Origin of the sequence: Bradyrhizobium sp. 132 (genome assembly GCF_023074185.1) — a bacterium.
Taxonomy (GTDB): Bacteria; Pseudomonadota; Alphaproteobacteria; order Rhizobiales; family Xanthobacteraceae; genus Bradyrhizobium.
Genome location: NZ_JADPKY010000116.1, coordinates 85,618 through 99,133 on the forward strand (window position 1 = coordinate 85,618; position 13,516 = coordinate 99,133).

Here is a 13,516-nt window from a genome sequence, read left to right on the forward strand (position 1 = left end):
AATACTAGGTTGTTGGGCACCGGGAGTATGAACCTGTCCAAACAAGCAGGCGACTACTTCGGGTAGATGGCGGCAGGAGCCTTCCATGAACCACTCGATTTACAGCGCAGATCGGTCGACCCACCTCAAGATCGTGGTCGTCGCGCTTGTTGCCGGCATCGTGGTGGCGGGTCTCGGCATCACGGCGCGTACGAGTTCAGACGAAGGCCTGACCCAGACCGCGCGCGTCATGAAGGCCGGCAAGCCGGTCGCTATCACCAGCTCGAACGTTTCGCTCGTTCGTTAAGGAGATTTGAGTTTCAGGAATTCACGCGGCTCTTTATCAGCCCCCCAAAGTCGCCACGTGGATATGTAGACGACCCCAACCCCAAGTCGACTACAGAAAGCGCCCGCCCCCCACGGGCGCTTTCTCATGTCTGGAGGTACCTCCGTCGCGTGACTGAATTCATCTCTCCTGTCCCGGACACGCTGCAGCGTTCTTACGCTGCTGCGCCGAGCCGGGACCCAGAAGGCCACGCAAACCGCTGATGCATGGGCCCCGGCTCTGCAGCGCATCACTTCGTGCTGCGCAGCGTCCGGGGCACGAGACCTCTCTTCAGTAGACACACCTTCGCCCTCTCGCGGCTTGTTTCGCCCGAGCTTTGCTTCGTCGCCTTGCCCTCTCAAGAAAGAGGGCGCAGGGAAGACCGGGTGCCGGCTGGCACCCGCGGTCCACTGTGCGAAGTTGTCGTAAGAAAATTGCACAGCGGCATACAGGTGAAGCCAAACAACCGGCCTTCCCTGCGCAGCGGTTTTACGGCTTATGTCGTGCTCTCCCCGGGGAGCGATGCACTATTGCCCCCGTCGCCTTGCGGATGGCTGATGTGCGGACCCGGTTGGGCCGCCACATCACCGCAACACTTGGCGCACAGACCCCGGGCGCCAGGACCACACGATTTTGCCGTACGCCGATCACACCGGTCGTGTGCGCGAGGCCTTCGCTCACGGTTGCCCGCCCTGCGAAGCCGTTCGCGCCGGTGTGATCCGCGTCCACCGCCGTCCGGCCCGCGTTCGTGACGATCGCGATACGCCCCTCTTCCTTGGGCCGGAGTGAGACGACACATACGCCGTTTCCGAATTTCGGTAAAGTGGAATATTTTTGACCCCGCGCGTTGACCCACCGCTCGCGTGTTTTGCCCGTCGCGCAACGCAAGGGCTTGTAGATGCAGTAACGGGGTGGCCATGACGGAGGTGCCCGGCCGTCGTGCTCTAACCGGCCACCGATCAGATGCCTACCGCGCCCCATAGGTCGGCGGCGGCGCCTGCACTGTCGGCGCTGCCGCGGCGAACAGCTCGTCCTTGCGCCCCGAGAGCGGCGGATAGATGCGCTTGCGGTTGATGGTCTGTTTGGTTGCCTTCGCGGCCGCGCCGATAGCACGGACTTCGCGGTCCCACCCTTCCGTATAGAGCGCGCCCCAGCCGCCGAGATCGAGCACGGTCACGTACCAGTCGATGCGCAGCGGCAGCATCGGCAGGCCTGCGAGATCGGCGACGACATTGTGGCCGGCAAAGCGGCCCATGGGGCGGGCGAACTGGCAGGACATCACGGTCGGATGCAAGCCATCGACCACGCTCGAGGCGACGTCGCCGGCGGCGAACACACCGCCGACATCCGCAACCCGCAACAGGGGATCGACGAGAAGGCGCCCGAGGCGATCGCGTGCGTCCGGAAAGCTCGCCGCCAGGGGGCTCGCGCGCATCCCGGCACACCAGATCACCGTCCGCGTCGGAATGAACTCGCCCGAGTTCAGGCGCAGGCCGGCGGCCTCGACGGATACGACGCGGACGCCGAGCCGTGTCTCGACGTCGAGCGAGGCCAACGCCGTCTCGATCACGGGACGCGCGTGCGCGCCGATGGTGGCGCCTACCGCCGGATTGGGATCGACCAGGACGATACGGCGGCTGCCGGTGATGCCGGCGCGCGCCAGCCTGTCGGGCATCTCGGCCGCGACCTCGATGCCGGTGAAGCCGGCGCCGACCACGACGACCGTCGAGCGCCCCGGCGAAGGCGCGCTGCGTCCGAGCGAAGTGAGATGATCCTCGAGGCGGAGCGCGGCAGGATAGGTGTCGACATCGAAAGCATGCTCGACAAGGCCAGGAATGGCGGGACGCATCACTTCGCTGCCGAGCGCCAGCACCAGCCGGTCATAAGCCAGCGTCTCGTCGCCGCTACCCGTGACCAGCGAAATCTCGCGCCGGGCCGGATCGATGGCTTCGACCTCGCCGATCCCGTGACGGACGCCGATCGGATCGAGCAGTTGCGATAGCGGAAGCGCGACCTCGCTGAGGTCGGCCTCGTAATTGCGAACGCGGATGTTGTGATAGGGATTGCGATCGACGACACAGATCTCGATGTCACGACCGGCCGCACCGATCTCGTCGCGCTTGCGTGCGGCACCGATGGCCGCCCACAGACCTGCAAACCCGGCGCCGAGCACGACAATACGCGCCATGTCCGTTGACTGCATTCCCAAGAGAGCGCCGACGAAGCGACGAACGATCAAGCCGTCTGACCATTCAGACAGGTATAGCTCATCCGGCCGGGCGGACCAACTGCAGTGGCACCGGCGCGCAGCACAAATTCTCAGCGCGGCTCAGGCCTCGCGCAGTTCCGACGGCGTCGCGCCAAAGCGCTTGCGGAAGGCACGGTTGAAATAGGACAGATCGGAGAAGCCTGATGAGTGCGCGATGTCGCTGATCTTGCGGGCCCTGGCGCGAGGATCGCCGAGCAGCTTGCGCGCTTGCAGCAGGCGCTGCTCCAGCACGAATTCGGTAAAGGTCGTTCCGGCCTGCTCGAACAGGCGCTGTGCCTGGCGCGGGCTCAGGCCGGAGCGCGTGGCGATCTCGGACAGGCAGAGATCGTTGCGGCCAAGCGCAGCCATCACGTCGGCGCGCATGAGATCGAGGCGGGCCGCCGCCTGCCCGCGGCCGCGCGCGAGACTTGCATGTTCGGCGTCGGTGCCGAGCAGGAGGCCGACGAGATCGACCATGTGCTGCGCGGTGAGGCGCTGGCCGACGGCATCGAGATGCGGCGCCTGATGGGCGGCAAGGGAATGGTAGCGGAAGATCGTCTCGGCGACCGCGCCGTCCGAGAGCACTTGCGACAGCTTGTCCTCGGCGCGCGGATTGATCTCGAGCAGGGCGCGACGCGGCATGCGGATGGTGGTGAAGCGATCTTCGTCGCTATGGCCGACGGTGCCGGTGATGCCCATGTCGACGAGCACCATCTGCGCGGGTGCAAGCTCCACGGCATGGCCGTTCTGCCCGACGCGGACGAGGCCCGCATGGCCCGCGATCAGGACGAGATCGTCGCTGCCGTCGGCAAGGTGGCTCTGGGTGCGTGAATATTGCGCGGAGGCACCTTCGGGAATGGCGAGCGCGATATTATCGACCATGCTGACCTGGAGCCGGCAATCGATGCTGTCGCCCCGGCTCGGCCCGATATCCAGGCCGCAGCAACCGAAGGTCCGCTCGCGCCAATGTTCGAAGGCCGGGCCGTGTGGCAGCCCTGCATATTGGTGAACGAAGATGCCCGACGTTTTCGCTGCATCCATCTGATTTCTCGCCCCTCTCCGGCACCATGATCGGCGGCGCCGACTGCAAATTCCGGGCATTTGACGCGGCGAAATGCGCAGAGGTTCAAATCGGGGGCGGATTCGGCGGGACTTGTCGGGATGCGACGGCGGAACGGACCGTGGCGACAGCGCGTCTACTTCTTCGCGGGCGCCTGCGGCTGGGACGGCGGCACGGTCTCGATCAGCTTGCCGGAAAATACCGGCGCCGAGGTCGGCTGCCCGTTGGGCGAGCCGCCCGTCTGCTCGACAGTGACGGCGTAGGTCGCGCCGTTGACGACGTCGGCATCGTACGAACCGAGCACCGGTCGTGCGGTGAAATCGCCTGCGCCGATCACGCCCAGCGAGCGCGGGCCCGGCAGCCTGTCGGAGATCAGCCAGAGCTCGAAACTCTTGCCGGGCTCCGGCGTCGCGCCGACCTTGCGCACGGTAAAATTCCTGGACGCACCGTCGATGGTGAGGATGAAGGCGGGACCGCCGCCCTGGCCCTGCAACAGCGCGACGTATTGCGACGAAGGCGGAAGCGACGCCGGTGTCTTCACCTCGACCGTCTGGATGCGCACGGGCGGACGCAAGCCGCCCGGCAGCGCCTCGGGCCGGAATATCTGAAGCGACAGCGTCACGAGCAGCGCGGCCGCGAGTGCACCGACGGCGGATGCGATGGTGCGCCAGCGCTTCACACGGCCCTCGAGCCGAATCACATTGCTGTTGTCGGCGACCGGCGCCGGCGGCACACGCGCGACCTGCGGGTCTGGCGCATGGACCTGCGGCATGAATATCGGCACGACGTCGGGAATCGCATCGCGCTCGGAGCGCGCCGTTTCGCCCTGCTCCGCTTCGGGAGGCTGCGGCCCCGGTTGTTGCATATCCTGCGACGGCAGCTCCGGAGACACGGTGTCGAGCGAGGAAAGTTCCGGCACAGATGGCGGTAGCGGCGGCGCGACGTCCTGCAACGCCGGCGGCTCCTGCGCAAAGTCCGTCCGCGCGAGCTCGGACCTGATGTTCTCCCACACGATCGGACGCGGCTCGATCGAGCCGACCATCTGGTTGAGCACGCCGATCCGGTACGCCCACGCCTGCACGATCTCGGCGAACGCCTTGTCCACCGCCATCATGGTCTCGACCTGCGCGCGCTCGTCGGCGTCGAGCGTACCGAGCGCATATTCCGCGGCGAGCGCGATATGGTCCTCCGTATAGGCCATCACTTGCGGTCCAGACCCACCCTCACAGTATGAGCTCTCATAGCCCAAGCCCTCATAGCCCAAGCCTCATAGTCCAAGACATGCGCGAATATCCAACATGCTGCGGCGGAGCCACGTCTTCACCGTGTTGACGGGCACCGCGAATTTCTCCGCCAATTGCTCGCGGCTCCAGCCGTTGTAATAGGCGAGAAGCACGAGCCTCTGACGGTCCGGCTCGAGCCGGCCGATACATTCCAGGAGCCGCTTCAATTCCTCGGTCATCTCCCTCCGCGCCAGCGGATCGGGGCTGTCGCCTGCGACTTCCATCGCCTGCGGCTCTTCCTCGATGGAGACTTCCGTCTTCTTGCGCACGATGTCGATGGCGCGGTTGCGCGCGATCGACGCCATCCACGTAATCGGCGACGAAAGAGCGGGATTGAACTGGCCGGCGCTGTTCCAGATCTTGACGTAGGTCTCCTGAATGACCTCCTCTGCGATATCCTGTCGGCGTAAGATACGGAGCACGACGCCAAAGAGTTTCGCGCGCGTGGCGACGTAGAGGCGTTCGAACGCGGCCTGATCGCCCTGCGCTACCGCCCCAATCAGCCCGACCAGCTCTGCTGGCGTCAGCATTCAGCCCCCCAATGCGCGGCCCGTCGCGTTCCGCGCAGGCTCTGGCACTCCGCCACCATAGCGCGCGACAAAGCCGACCACCAAGGGGGCGCGTCGCCGCGCTGTGGACAGCACATGCGAAAACCCGGCCCTTGCGGGTCCGGGTTCTGCAAAATTCTCGCAGGTCTGGCGGCTAGCGCCTCAGGCAACGGCGCCCATGCGGGCACGCATCAGGCCGATGCTGTCGAGGTCGGCCTGCTCGCGGGCGTTTTCCTCGGCGCGTTCGCGGGCCTGGTCCCGCTCGTCGAGGAGCTCGACCTTCTTCAGTTCCTCGAAGGCTTCGGCCAGCGCGGCCTTGGCTTCGTCGAGCTGGCCCTTCAGCTCGTCGGCCGAACGGGTCAGGTTCTCGCGGCGCTGGATCGCCGCCTTGGCATAGGTCGGATAGGCGAAGTGCGAGGGATCGTTGATCCCGGCACGCTCCTGCTCGGTCGAGATCTCGCGTTCGAGATCGGTCGACATCCGCTGGAAGTCGGCAATCATGGTCTCGATCTGGGTGACCCGGCGGCGCTTCTCGTCGACCTGAAATTTCTTCAGGCGAATGAGGGTATCACGTGACTTCATCGACTCGTACTCCCCAGAAGTCCCTTGGCTGCACGTGGGACAACACCGGTCTCCCCACGGGCCCGACTGGGGCCAAGACCGGCTCTGCTACTCTGTGGGATGGGATGATGACGGGACAAAGTTAGCGTTCCGTTTCCAAATTGCCGAGGATTAGCGCCAACTGGCGGTAGCCGTCCGCCAGTGATGCATTTTCGTCCTTGCGCTGGCGCAGGAAGGCCTCCAGCGGCTCGTGCAGGCGGATCGCCTCGTCGACCTCGGGGCTGGAGCCGGCGCGGTAGGCCCCGAGCCGGATCAATTCCTCCATGTCGGCATAGGTCGCCATCACCTGGCGCGCCCGCTGGATGGTCGGCCAGAATTGCGGGTCGGCCGATTTCGGCATGGTGCGGGAGACGGATTTGAGGATGTTGATGGCGGGGTAGCGGCCGCGCTCGGCGATCGAGCGCTGCATCACGATGTGGCCGTCGAGGATGCCGCGGACAGCATCCGCGATCGGCTCGTTATGGTCGTCGCCGTCGACCAGCACGGTGAAGATCGCGGTGATGGCGCCCTCGCCCAGGCCCGGTCCGGCGCGCTCCAGAAGCTTCGGCAGCTCGGTGAACACGGTCGGCGTGTAGCCCTTGGCGGTCGGCGGTTCGCCGGCGGACAGACCGATCTCGCGCTGAGCCATGGCAAAGCGCGTCACCGAATCCATCAGGCACAGGACGTCCTGCTCCTCGTCGCGAAAATATTCGGCGACCGCGAGCGTGAGATACGCGGCCTGGCGGCGCATCAGCGCCGGCTCGTCAGAGGTCGCGACCACGACGACGGAGCGCGCCAGGCCCTCCTCTCCGAGGTCGTCCTGCAAGAACTCCTGCACCTCGCGGCCACGTTCGCCGATCAGCCCGATGACGCTGACCGCGGCATCGACATTGCGCGCGAGCATCGACAGCAGCACCGATTTGCCGACGCCGGACCCTGCGAAGATGCCCATGCGCTGGCCGCGGCAACAGGTGAGAAAGGTGTTCATCGCGCGCACGCCGAGATCGAGCGGCGCGCCGACGCGCTTGCGCGAGTGCGCCGGCGGCGGCGAATTGCGGTACGGCATTGGCGCCGGGCCCTGCGGCAGCGGCCCCTTGCCGTCGATCGGCTCGCCCAGCGCATTGACGACGCGGCCGAGCCAGGCCGCGCAAGGCCGCACCTGATTTGCGGAATTGGCGATAACGGCCTTGCAGCCGCGCCGCACGCCGTCGAGGCCGGCGAACGGCATCACGACGGCATTGTTGCCGGAGAAGCCGATCACCTCGCAGGGGATGGAACGGTTGCCGCCGGTCTCGATCACGAGCCGCGCGCCGACCGACATCGCGTGGATCGGGCCGGCCACCTCGACCATCAGGCCGCGCACGCCGACCACACGGCCATAAATATTGACGCCGTCGATATCGCCGATCTGTTCGGCCAGCGCCTTCATTCGGCAAGAGCTTTCATTAAGAGAGTGCCTTCATAAGAGGGCCTTGATGGGGTGATCGCCTGCGCGATCCCGGGGGGTTCGTGGCGAAAACCTTAAATTTCGCCATATTTCTGAACGGCGCTTAACTTCGTGTTTACCCGCATCGTTAATCATTGCGTCACTGTCTTTGTGACTGAGCGTGACTCCCCTTCAGAAGAAGGTTGAGTCGCGGGAGTCGGTTAGGCCCGTCTCTTAAAGTGGAACTTGAACGCAACCGGATAACGAAAGCTGCTTCGCACACAAGACCTTAGGGCGATTCGACCAAAATTGCATCTACAGGGCTTGCGTTCCAGAATCAGAATTTGTTAACCATCTGTTGTCAGGATCCGAATCAGTTGTTCAAAGGCGTTTTGTTGTGTGCCGCGAATGCGGCCGACCTGACGCCCAGGAGCGGCGACTATGGGGAACTGGCATGCGCGTTTTGCTGATTGAAGATGACAGCGCCGTCGCGCAGTCGATCGAGCTGATGCTGAAGTCTGAGAGCTTCAACGTCTACACGACCGATTTGGGGGAAGAAGGCGTCGATCTCGGTAAATTATACGATTACGACATTATCCTTCTCGACCTCAACCTGCCCGACATGTCCGGCTACGACGTGCTCAAGCAGCTCCGGGTCTCCAAGATCAAGACACCAATTCTGATCCTCTCCGGCCTCGCCGGCATCGAGGACAAGGTCAAGGGTCTCGGCGTCGGCGCCGACGACTACATGACCAAGCCGTTCCACAAGGACGAGCTGGTTGCCCGCATCCACGCGATCGTGCGCCGTTCCAAGGGCCATGCCCAGTCGGTCATCCAGACTGGCGACCTCGTCGTCAACCTCGACACCAAGACGGTCGAAGTCGGCGGCCAGCGCGTGCATCTGACCGGTAAGGAATACCAGATGCTGGAGCTGCTCTCGCTCCGCAAGGGTACGACCCTCACCAAGGAAATGTTCCTCAACCACCTCTACGGCGGCATGGACGAGCCGGAGCTGAAGATCATCGACGTCTTCATCTGCAAGCTCCGCAAGAAGCTCGCGAATGCCTCGGAAGGCCGCAACTTTATCGAGACCGTGTGGGGCCGCGGCTACGTGCTGCGCGAGCCGCACGAGGTCGAAGAGCGCATTCCCGCCTGATCAGTTTACGTCGCAAGCCCCAGGGGTTTGCTCCTCCCAGCCTGGACCCCGCCGCAAATGGCGGGGTTTTTGTTTTTGGGAACGAACGCGGCCTCATCGTCCGCCCGCCATTGAACCGCTATCCTTCCCCCGCCGACGAATGGTCGCTGCACGATGGGGGAACGATGATCCTGCAATCACTGGCCGGCTTGCCCGCCTTCCTGGTCTATTTCTGCACCGGGCTGGTCGCGATCGTGGCGTATCTGTTCGTCTACACCCGCATCACGGCGCACAACGAATTCCAGCTGATCCGCGACAACGATCCGGCTGCCGCGATCGCGCTCGGCCTCAGCCTGCTGGGCTTCGTGGCGCCGCTGGTTAGCGCCATCGCGCATTCGGCCAATGTGCTGGACTGCCTGATATGGGCGATGATCGGGCTGCTCGTTCAGATCGTCGTGTTCTTTCTGGTGAAGGTGCCGGTGCCGAACCTGTCGGCGCGGATCGCCGCCGGCGAGCTCGCGCCCGCGATCTGGCTCGGGCTGTCGTCGCTCGCCGCGGGCCTGCTCAACGCCGCCTGCATGATCTACTGACATGGCCGACAGGCCCTCCAAAAAGGAGTTCGGCAAACGCCGGCCGGCGGCGGGACCGCCGTCTCCGCAACAGCCGGTGAAGCGCTCCGGCCATGTCGCGCTGCTGGTGATGGGCACAATCGCGGTCGGCGCCACCGCCTACACGCTGATGCCGCGGCAGAATTGCGAGCCCTCTGCTCCCGGGGCGACAGTCCACGGAGCCGCGTCGGTGCAGGCAAGCGCCGCGTGCAGCAGCAGAAGCGGTTCGTCAGGCGGCGGCGGCTCGCGCTGGTCGTCGCGATCGAGTTTCTCCAGCAGCGACTCCTCGAGCCATTCCTCGTCGGGAATGTCGTCCGATTCAGGCTCCGGCGGCGTGAGCCGCGGCGGCTTCGGCTCGTTTGGTCACGGCTTTTCGGGTGGCGGCTGATCCATGCGACGCATCGTCTGCCCCGAGCGCGACGACTGGCGGCAGACTGCCGAACAATACGGCTTCGCCTTCCACACCATCGACGGCGAGCGCTATTGGGACGAGCGCGCCTACTACGCCTTCACGCTCGACGAGATCGAGCGCGGCATCGAGACGCCGACCGGCGAGATCGACGCGATGTGCCTGGAGCTTGCCGGCCGCGTGATCGGCGACGAGCGCCATCTGCAGCGCTTGAAGATACCGGACGCGTTCTGGAGCTTGATCGCCGAAAGCTGGGCACGAGACGACCGCAGCCTCTATGGCCGGCTCGATCTGAAATTCGACGGCAAGGGGCCGGCAAAGCTGCTCGAATACACCGCGGATACGCCGACCTCGGTTTTCGAAGCCGCGGTGTTTCAATGGACCTGGGTCGAACAGGCGATCGATCGCCAAATCATCCCGTCACGCGCTGACCAGTTCAACTCCATCCACGAACGGCTGATCGAAGCGTGGAAGCAGATTGCCGCAGGCCGCCATGTCCATCTCGCCGGCACCACAGGCAATGACGAGGACGCCGGCACGCTCGCCTATCTCGAAGACACGGCGCGCCAGGCGGGACTGACAACCACACTGCTCGACATCGAGGCGATCGGCTGGCGCGACCAGGCCGGCGGCTTCGTCGATATCGACGGCCGCGACATAGCGCTCGCCTTCAAGCTCTATCCCTGGGAATGGATGTTCCACGACGCCTTCGGCGCGAAGCTCAAGGACGCAACGACGCGCTGGATCGAACCGCCGTGGAAGGCGGTGCTCTCCAACAAGGGCATCCTGCCGCTGCTCTGGGAGATGTTTCCGAACCATCCCCATCTGCTGCCGGCCTTCTTCGAGGACGATCCGCGGGCGGCCGAGCTCGGCAGCTCCTGTGTGCGCAAGCCGCTGCTGTCGCGCGAAGGCGCCAATGTCACGCTGGTGTCTGGCGGCATGCCGCTCGACGAGCAGGCCGGCCCTTACGGCGCCGAAGGATTTGTGCGGCAGGCATTGTCACCGCTGCCGAATTTTTCAGGCTTCTATCCGGTGGTGGGAAGCTGGCTGGTGAATCACGAACCCTGCGGCCTGTCGATCCGCGAGGATGAAAGCCCGATCACCGGCAACGGCTCGCGGTTTCTGCCGCATGCGATTTTGTTAGTTACGCTCTTCCCCCTCACCTTGTGGGGACAAGGAAGACAGTTTACCGCGCCGCGGCGACCTTCAACGACGGCGGCATCAATCCGCCCATCGGGCGGCCGGAGCGCGTCGGGTTGAGCTGATAGAGACCGCGGCGGTCGGCGATCGGGCGGAACGCGTCGGTGATGCCGACGACGGATTCGGCGGCGCCAAGCAGCAGCGTACCGTCGACTTCCAGTCCCTTCGTCATGCGCTCGAAGATCACCGCCTTGGTGTCCTGGTCGAAATAGATCAGCACGTTGCGGCAGAAGATTACGTCGAACGTGCCGAGATGGGAGAAGTCCTGCAACAGATTGAGCTGGCGGAACTGCACCATCGCGCGAATGTCGGCATTGAGCTGCCAGATGTCGCCCGATTGCGTGAAGTATTTCATCAGGTGCTGGATCGGCAGGCCGCGCTGCACCTCGAACTGGCTGTAGACGCCGGCCTTGGATTTCTCCAGCACCTCCTGCGACAGATCGGTGGCGACGATCTCGATGCGCCAGCCGGCGAAGGCTGTGCCCATCTCCTTCACGCACATCGCGATCGAATAGGGCTCCTGCCCCGTCGACGACGCCGCCGACCAGATGCGCAGCGATCTGCGCGCCGCGCGCGCCCGAAGCAGACCCGGCAGGATGGTTTCGCGTAAGTGGTCGAATGGAATCTTGTCGCGGTAGAAGAAAGTCTCGTTGGTGGTCATCGCTTCGACCACGTCGGTCGCAAGCCGCCCGTCGCCGTTCCTGATCTTCAGCACGAGATCGGGAATGCCGGGAAGACTAGCCTTGCGGGCCAGCGGCAGCAGACGGCTCTCAACCAGATACTGCTTGTCCGGGGAGAGATCGAGGCCGGAGCGCTCTTTCAGGAACTTGCGCAGATAGTCGTAGTCGACCGGCGTCACGAGCGGTCTCCTGCGAACAGGCGATTGACCCGGGCGCCGATCTGGTTGAGCGGCAGGATCGCCGCGCAGATGCCGGCATGGGCCGCCGCGCCCGGCATGCCCCAGACCACGCTCGTGGCTTCGTCCTGCGCGATGACGCTGCCGCCGGCGGCAACGATGTCCTTGCCGCCGCGCATGCCGTCCGAGCCCATGCCCGTCAGGATCACGGAGAGGATGGCACCATGCCAGATGCCGATGGCGGAGGTGAACAGCGGATCGACTGCGGGCTTGCAGAAATTGACGGCGGGGCCGTCATCGAGCGAGATCGCCACGTCGGCGCCGCTGCGCACGACGCGCATGTGCTTGCCGCCCGGCGCAAGATAGATGCGGCCCGGCTTTACCGGCTCGCCATCGACCGCCTCGGCCGCAGGCTTGCGGCTCGTGCGTGCCAGATGCTCGGCAAGGATGGTCGTGAAGGTCGGCGGCATGTGCTGGGTGATCAGCACCGGGAAGCGGTCGATCACCGGACCGAGCTCGGTGACGAGCGCCATCAGCGCCTGAGGACCGCCGGTCGACGAGCCGATCAGCAGCACCTTCGGCGCCTGGGTCGAGAACGGACGCGTGGTCAGCGGACCCGACGACACGGCATGTATAGCCGGAGCCGGTGCGGGCGTAGCAGGCCGCGCGACAGCCGGTCCGCGTGCGACTGATGCCGGGCTTGCGGGCGCCAGCGGCGGGCTCGCAACGGCGGGCTTCCGGCGCAGACGTGCGCCGAGGTGGCGGATCTTCTGGATCAGGTCGTGATGGAAGATGTCCGCAGCCGACGCCTCGCGCGTCGATTCCGGCTTCGGAATGTAGTCGGCCGCGCCGAGCGACAGCGCCTTGAAGCTGATCTCCGCGTTACGGCGGGTCAGCGTCGAGGCCATGATGATGACGAGATCGCGCTTCTTCGCCAGCAATTGCGGCAGCGCCGAGATGCCGTCCAGCTCGGGCATTTCGATGTCGAGCACGGCAACATCAGGGTTGATGCGTTCGATCTGGTTGACCGCCTCGAGCCCGGTGCGCAGCGAGGCCGCGACCTCCATGTCGTGCTCGGCACCGATCCAGCGCGAGATCAGACCGCGGATGACGACGGAGTCGTCGACGATCATCACCCGCAACGGGCCGGCTTCGCGCGACGAACCCGTGGTTGAATTACCTGCGAACGCAACGCTCATTACTCACCAACTCGGACTGAAACGGTTCAGTTGAAAACAAACGCCGAAGGATCCGTTCAGCCTCCGGGCGGTCGCTCAGATAAGCCCGACTTCCTGGAATTTCGCCGTCACGATGTCTTTGTCGAACGGCTTCATGATATACTCGTTGGCGCCGGCGTGCAGTGCGCGCGCGATGTGCGCGACGTCGTTCTCGGTGGTGCAGAACACGACCTTGGGCTGGTCGCCACCGGGCATGCGCCTGAGATGGCCGAGGAACTCGTAGCCGTCCATCACGGGCATGTTCCAGTCGAGCAGCACTGCGTCGGGCAGGCCGCGCTTGCAGGCTTCCAGCGCTTTCTCACCATCTTCCGCTTCGAGGATCTGGAAGTCGAGGCCCTCCAGGATCCGGCGCGCAACCTTGCGGATGACGCTGGAATCATCAACGACGAGACAAGTTCGCATGTGAACCTCTGCTTCTACCCCCTTTGCGGGGGCACTTCCAATTGCAGGTACGTCGGCGGTAGTGCCGCCGTATCAGGCCGCCATCATCTCGGGCGCGAGCTCGAGGACGCGATCGACGTCGAGGACGACCATGAGCTGTCCGTCGAGGCGGTGGACGCCGCCGGCGAGCTTGGCCATGCGGGGATCGAGGTTGACGGGG

General features: G+C 64.9%; 13 protein-coding genes and 2 pseudogenes. 5 read left to right on the top strand and 10 right to left on the bottom strand.

The window, feature by feature from the left end; all coding sequences use genetic code 11:
* The first annotated feature begins 85 nt into the window (after nucleotides 1-85).
* Nucleotides 86-286 carry a hypothetical protein gene (locus tag IVA74_RS24935; RefSeq protein ID WP_247348961.1) on the top strand — a complete coding sequence of 67 codons (201 nt, stop codon included), beginning with the start codon at nucleotides 86-88 and terminating at the stop codon, nucleotides 284-286.
* A gap of 985 nt (nucleotides 287-1,271) precedes the next feature.
* Here IVA74_RS24935 and IVA74_RS24940 read toward each other — a convergent pair.
* The 6 genes from IVA74_RS24940 to fliI form a co-directional block, all read right to left on the bottom strand.
* Complete coding sequence (locus IVA74_RS24940) at nucleotides 1,272-2,492, bottom strand: NAD(P)/FAD-dependent oxidoreductase (protein ID WP_247348962.1); 1,221 nt, start codon at nucleotides 2,490-2,492, stop codon at nucleotides 1,272-1,274.
* A gap of 141 nt (nucleotides 2,493-2,633) precedes the next feature.
* The gene (locus IVA74_RS24945; RefSeq protein WP_247348963.1) at nucleotides 2,634-3,593 is read right to left on the bottom strand and encodes an AraC family transcriptional regulator; all 960 of its coding nucleotides are present in this window, start codon (nucleotides 3,591-3,593) and stop codon (nucleotides 2,634-2,636) included.
* Nucleotides 3,594-3,748: 155 nt separating this feature from the next.
* The gene (locus IVA74_RS24950; RefSeq protein WP_247348964.1) at nucleotides 3,749-4,813 is read right to left on the bottom strand and encodes an anti-sigma factor; all 1,065 of its coding nucleotides are present in this window, start codon (nucleotides 4,811-4,813) and stop codon (nucleotides 3,749-3,751) included.
* A 66-nt stretch (nucleotides 4,814-4,879) separates the two neighbouring features.
* The gene (locus IVA74_RS24955) at nucleotides 4,880-5,425 is read right to left on the bottom strand and encodes a sigma-70 family RNA polymerase sigma factor (RefSeq protein ID WP_247348965.1); all 546 of its coding nucleotides are present in this window, start codon (nucleotides 5,423-5,425) and stop codon (nucleotides 4,880-4,882) included.
* Nucleotides 5,426-5,605: 180 nt separating this feature from the next.
* Complete coding sequence (fliJ, locus tag IVA74_RS24960) at nucleotides 5,606-6,025, bottom strand: flagellar export protein FliJ (RefSeq protein WP_007606301.1); 420 nt, start codon at nucleotides 6,023-6,025, stop codon at nucleotides 5,606-5,608.
* 121 nt (nucleotides 6,026-6,146) lie between these two features.
* Complete coding sequence (gene fliI / locus IVA74_RS24965) at nucleotides 6,147-7,472, bottom strand: flagellar protein export ATPase FliI (RefSeq protein WP_247348966.1); 1,326 nt, start codon at nucleotides 7,470-7,472, stop codon at nucleotides 6,147-6,149.
* A gap of 451 nt (nucleotides 7,473-7,923) precedes the next feature.
* On the opposite strand from fliI, the gene IVA74_RS24970 reads away from it, so the two are divergent.
* The 4 genes and pseudogenes from IVA74_RS24970 to IVA74_RS24985 all read left to right on the top strand — a co-directional run.
* The gene (locus IVA74_RS24970) at nucleotides 7,924-8,625 is read left to right on the top strand and encodes a response regulator transcription factor (protein WP_007600544.1); all 702 of its coding nucleotides are present in this window, start codon (nucleotides 7,924-7,926) and stop codon (nucleotides 8,623-8,625) included.
* Between the two features lie 164 nt (nucleotides 8,626-8,789).
* The gene (locus IVA74_RS24975) at nucleotides 8,790-9,194 is read left to right on the top strand and encodes a DUF350 domain-containing protein (protein WP_247348967.1); all 405 of its coding nucleotides are present in this window, start codon (nucleotides 8,790-8,792) and stop codon (nucleotides 9,192-9,194) included.
* 1 nt (nucleotide 9,195) lies between these two features.
* Nucleotides 9,196-9,600 carry a hypothetical protein gene (locus IVA74_RS24980; protein ID WP_247348968.1) on the top strand — a complete coding sequence of 135 codons (405 nt, stop codon included), beginning with the start codon at nucleotides 9,196-9,198 and terminating at the stop codon, nucleotides 9,598-9,600.
* A 3-nt stretch (nucleotides 9,601-9,603) separates the two neighbouring features.
* Nucleotides 9,604-10,761: pseudogene (locus IVA74_RS24985) on the top strand (glutathionylspermidine synthase family protein); the annotation flags it as partial.
* A 46-nt stretch (nucleotides 10,762-10,807) separates the two neighbouring features.
* Here the strand turns inward: IVA74_RS24985 and IVA74_RS24990 are convergent.
* From IVA74_RS24990 to IVA74_RS25005, 4 genes and pseudogenes are all read right to left on the bottom strand, one after another.
* Nucleotides 10,808-11,680 carry a protein-glutamate O-methyltransferase CheR gene (locus IVA74_RS24990; protein WP_247348971.1) on the bottom strand — a complete coding sequence of 291 codons (873 nt, stop codon included), beginning with the start codon at nucleotides 11,678-11,680 and terminating at the stop codon, nucleotides 10,808-10,810.
* On the bottom strand, nucleotides 11,677-12,876 hold the full coding sequence (locus IVA74_RS24995) for a chemotaxis response regulator protein-glutamate methylesterase (protein ID WP_247348973.1): 1,200 nt from the start codon (nucleotides 12,874-12,876) through the stop codon (nucleotides 11,677-11,679). Before IVA74_RS24995 ends, IVA74_RS24990 begins: the two co-directional genes overlap by 4 nt.
* Nucleotides 12,877-12,951: 75 nt before the next feature.
* Nucleotides 12,952-13,317, bottom strand: a complete 366-nt coding sequence (locus IVA74_RS25000; protein WP_007600538.1) for a response regulator — start codon at nucleotides 13,315-13,317, stop codon at nucleotides 12,952-12,954.
* A gap of 72 nt (nucleotides 13,318-13,389) precedes the next feature.
* Nucleotides 13,390-13,516 (bottom strand): annotated as a pseudogene (locus IVA74_RS25005) (chemotaxis protein CheW); the annotation flags it as partial.

Excerpts from the sequence above, each read along its gene's own strand:
- IVA74_RS24975 (WP_247348967.1), top strand. The coding sequence starts at position 8,790 with ATGATCCTGCAATCACTGGCCGGCTTGCCCGCCTTCCTGGTCTATTTC.
- IVA74_RS24940 (WP_247348962.1), bottom strand. The coding sequence starts at position 2,492 with ATGGCGCGTATTGTCGTGCTCGGCGCCGGGTTTGCAGGTCTGTGGGCG.
- IVA74_RS24955 (WP_247348965.1), bottom strand. The coding sequence starts at position 5,425 with ATGCTGACGCCAGCAGAGCTGGTCGGGCTGATTGGGGCGGTAGCGCAG.
- IVA74_RS24980 (WP_247348968.1), top strand. The coding sequence starts at position 9,196 with ATGGCCGACAGGCCCTCCAAAAAGGAGTTCGGCAAACGCCGGCCGGCG.
- IVA74_RS24945 (WP_247348963.1), bottom strand. The coding sequence starts at position 3,593 with ATGGATGCAGCGAAAACGTCGGGCATCTTCGTTCACCAATATGCAGGG.
- IVA74_RS25000 (WP_007600538.1), bottom strand. The coding sequence starts at position 13,317 with ATGCGAACTTGTCTCGTCGTTGATGATTCCAGCGTCATCCGCAAGGTT.
- IVA74_RS24995 (WP_247348973.1), bottom strand. The coding sequence starts at position 12,876 with ATGAGCGTTGCGTTCGCAGGTAATTCAACCACGGGTTCGTCGCGCGAA.
- IVA74_RS24950 (WP_247348964.1), bottom strand. The coding sequence starts at position 4,813 with ATGGCCTATACGGAGGACCATATCGCGCTCGCCGCGGAATATGCGCTC.
- IVA74_RS24970 (WP_007600544.1), top strand. The coding sequence starts at position 7,924 with ATGCGCGTTTTGCTGATTGAAGATGACAGCGCCGTCGCGCAGTCGATC.
- IVA74_RS24935 (WP_247348961.1), top strand. The coding sequence starts at position 86 with ATGAACCACTCGATTTACAGCGCAGATCGGTCGACCCACCTCAAGATC.
- fliJ (WP_007606301.1), bottom strand. The coding sequence starts at position 6,025 with ATGAAGTCACGTGATACCCTCATTCGCCTGAAGAAATTTCAGGTCGAC.
- fliI (WP_247348966.1), bottom strand. The coding sequence starts at position 7,472 with ATGAAGGCGCTGGCCGAACAGATCGGCGATATCGACGGCGTCAATATT.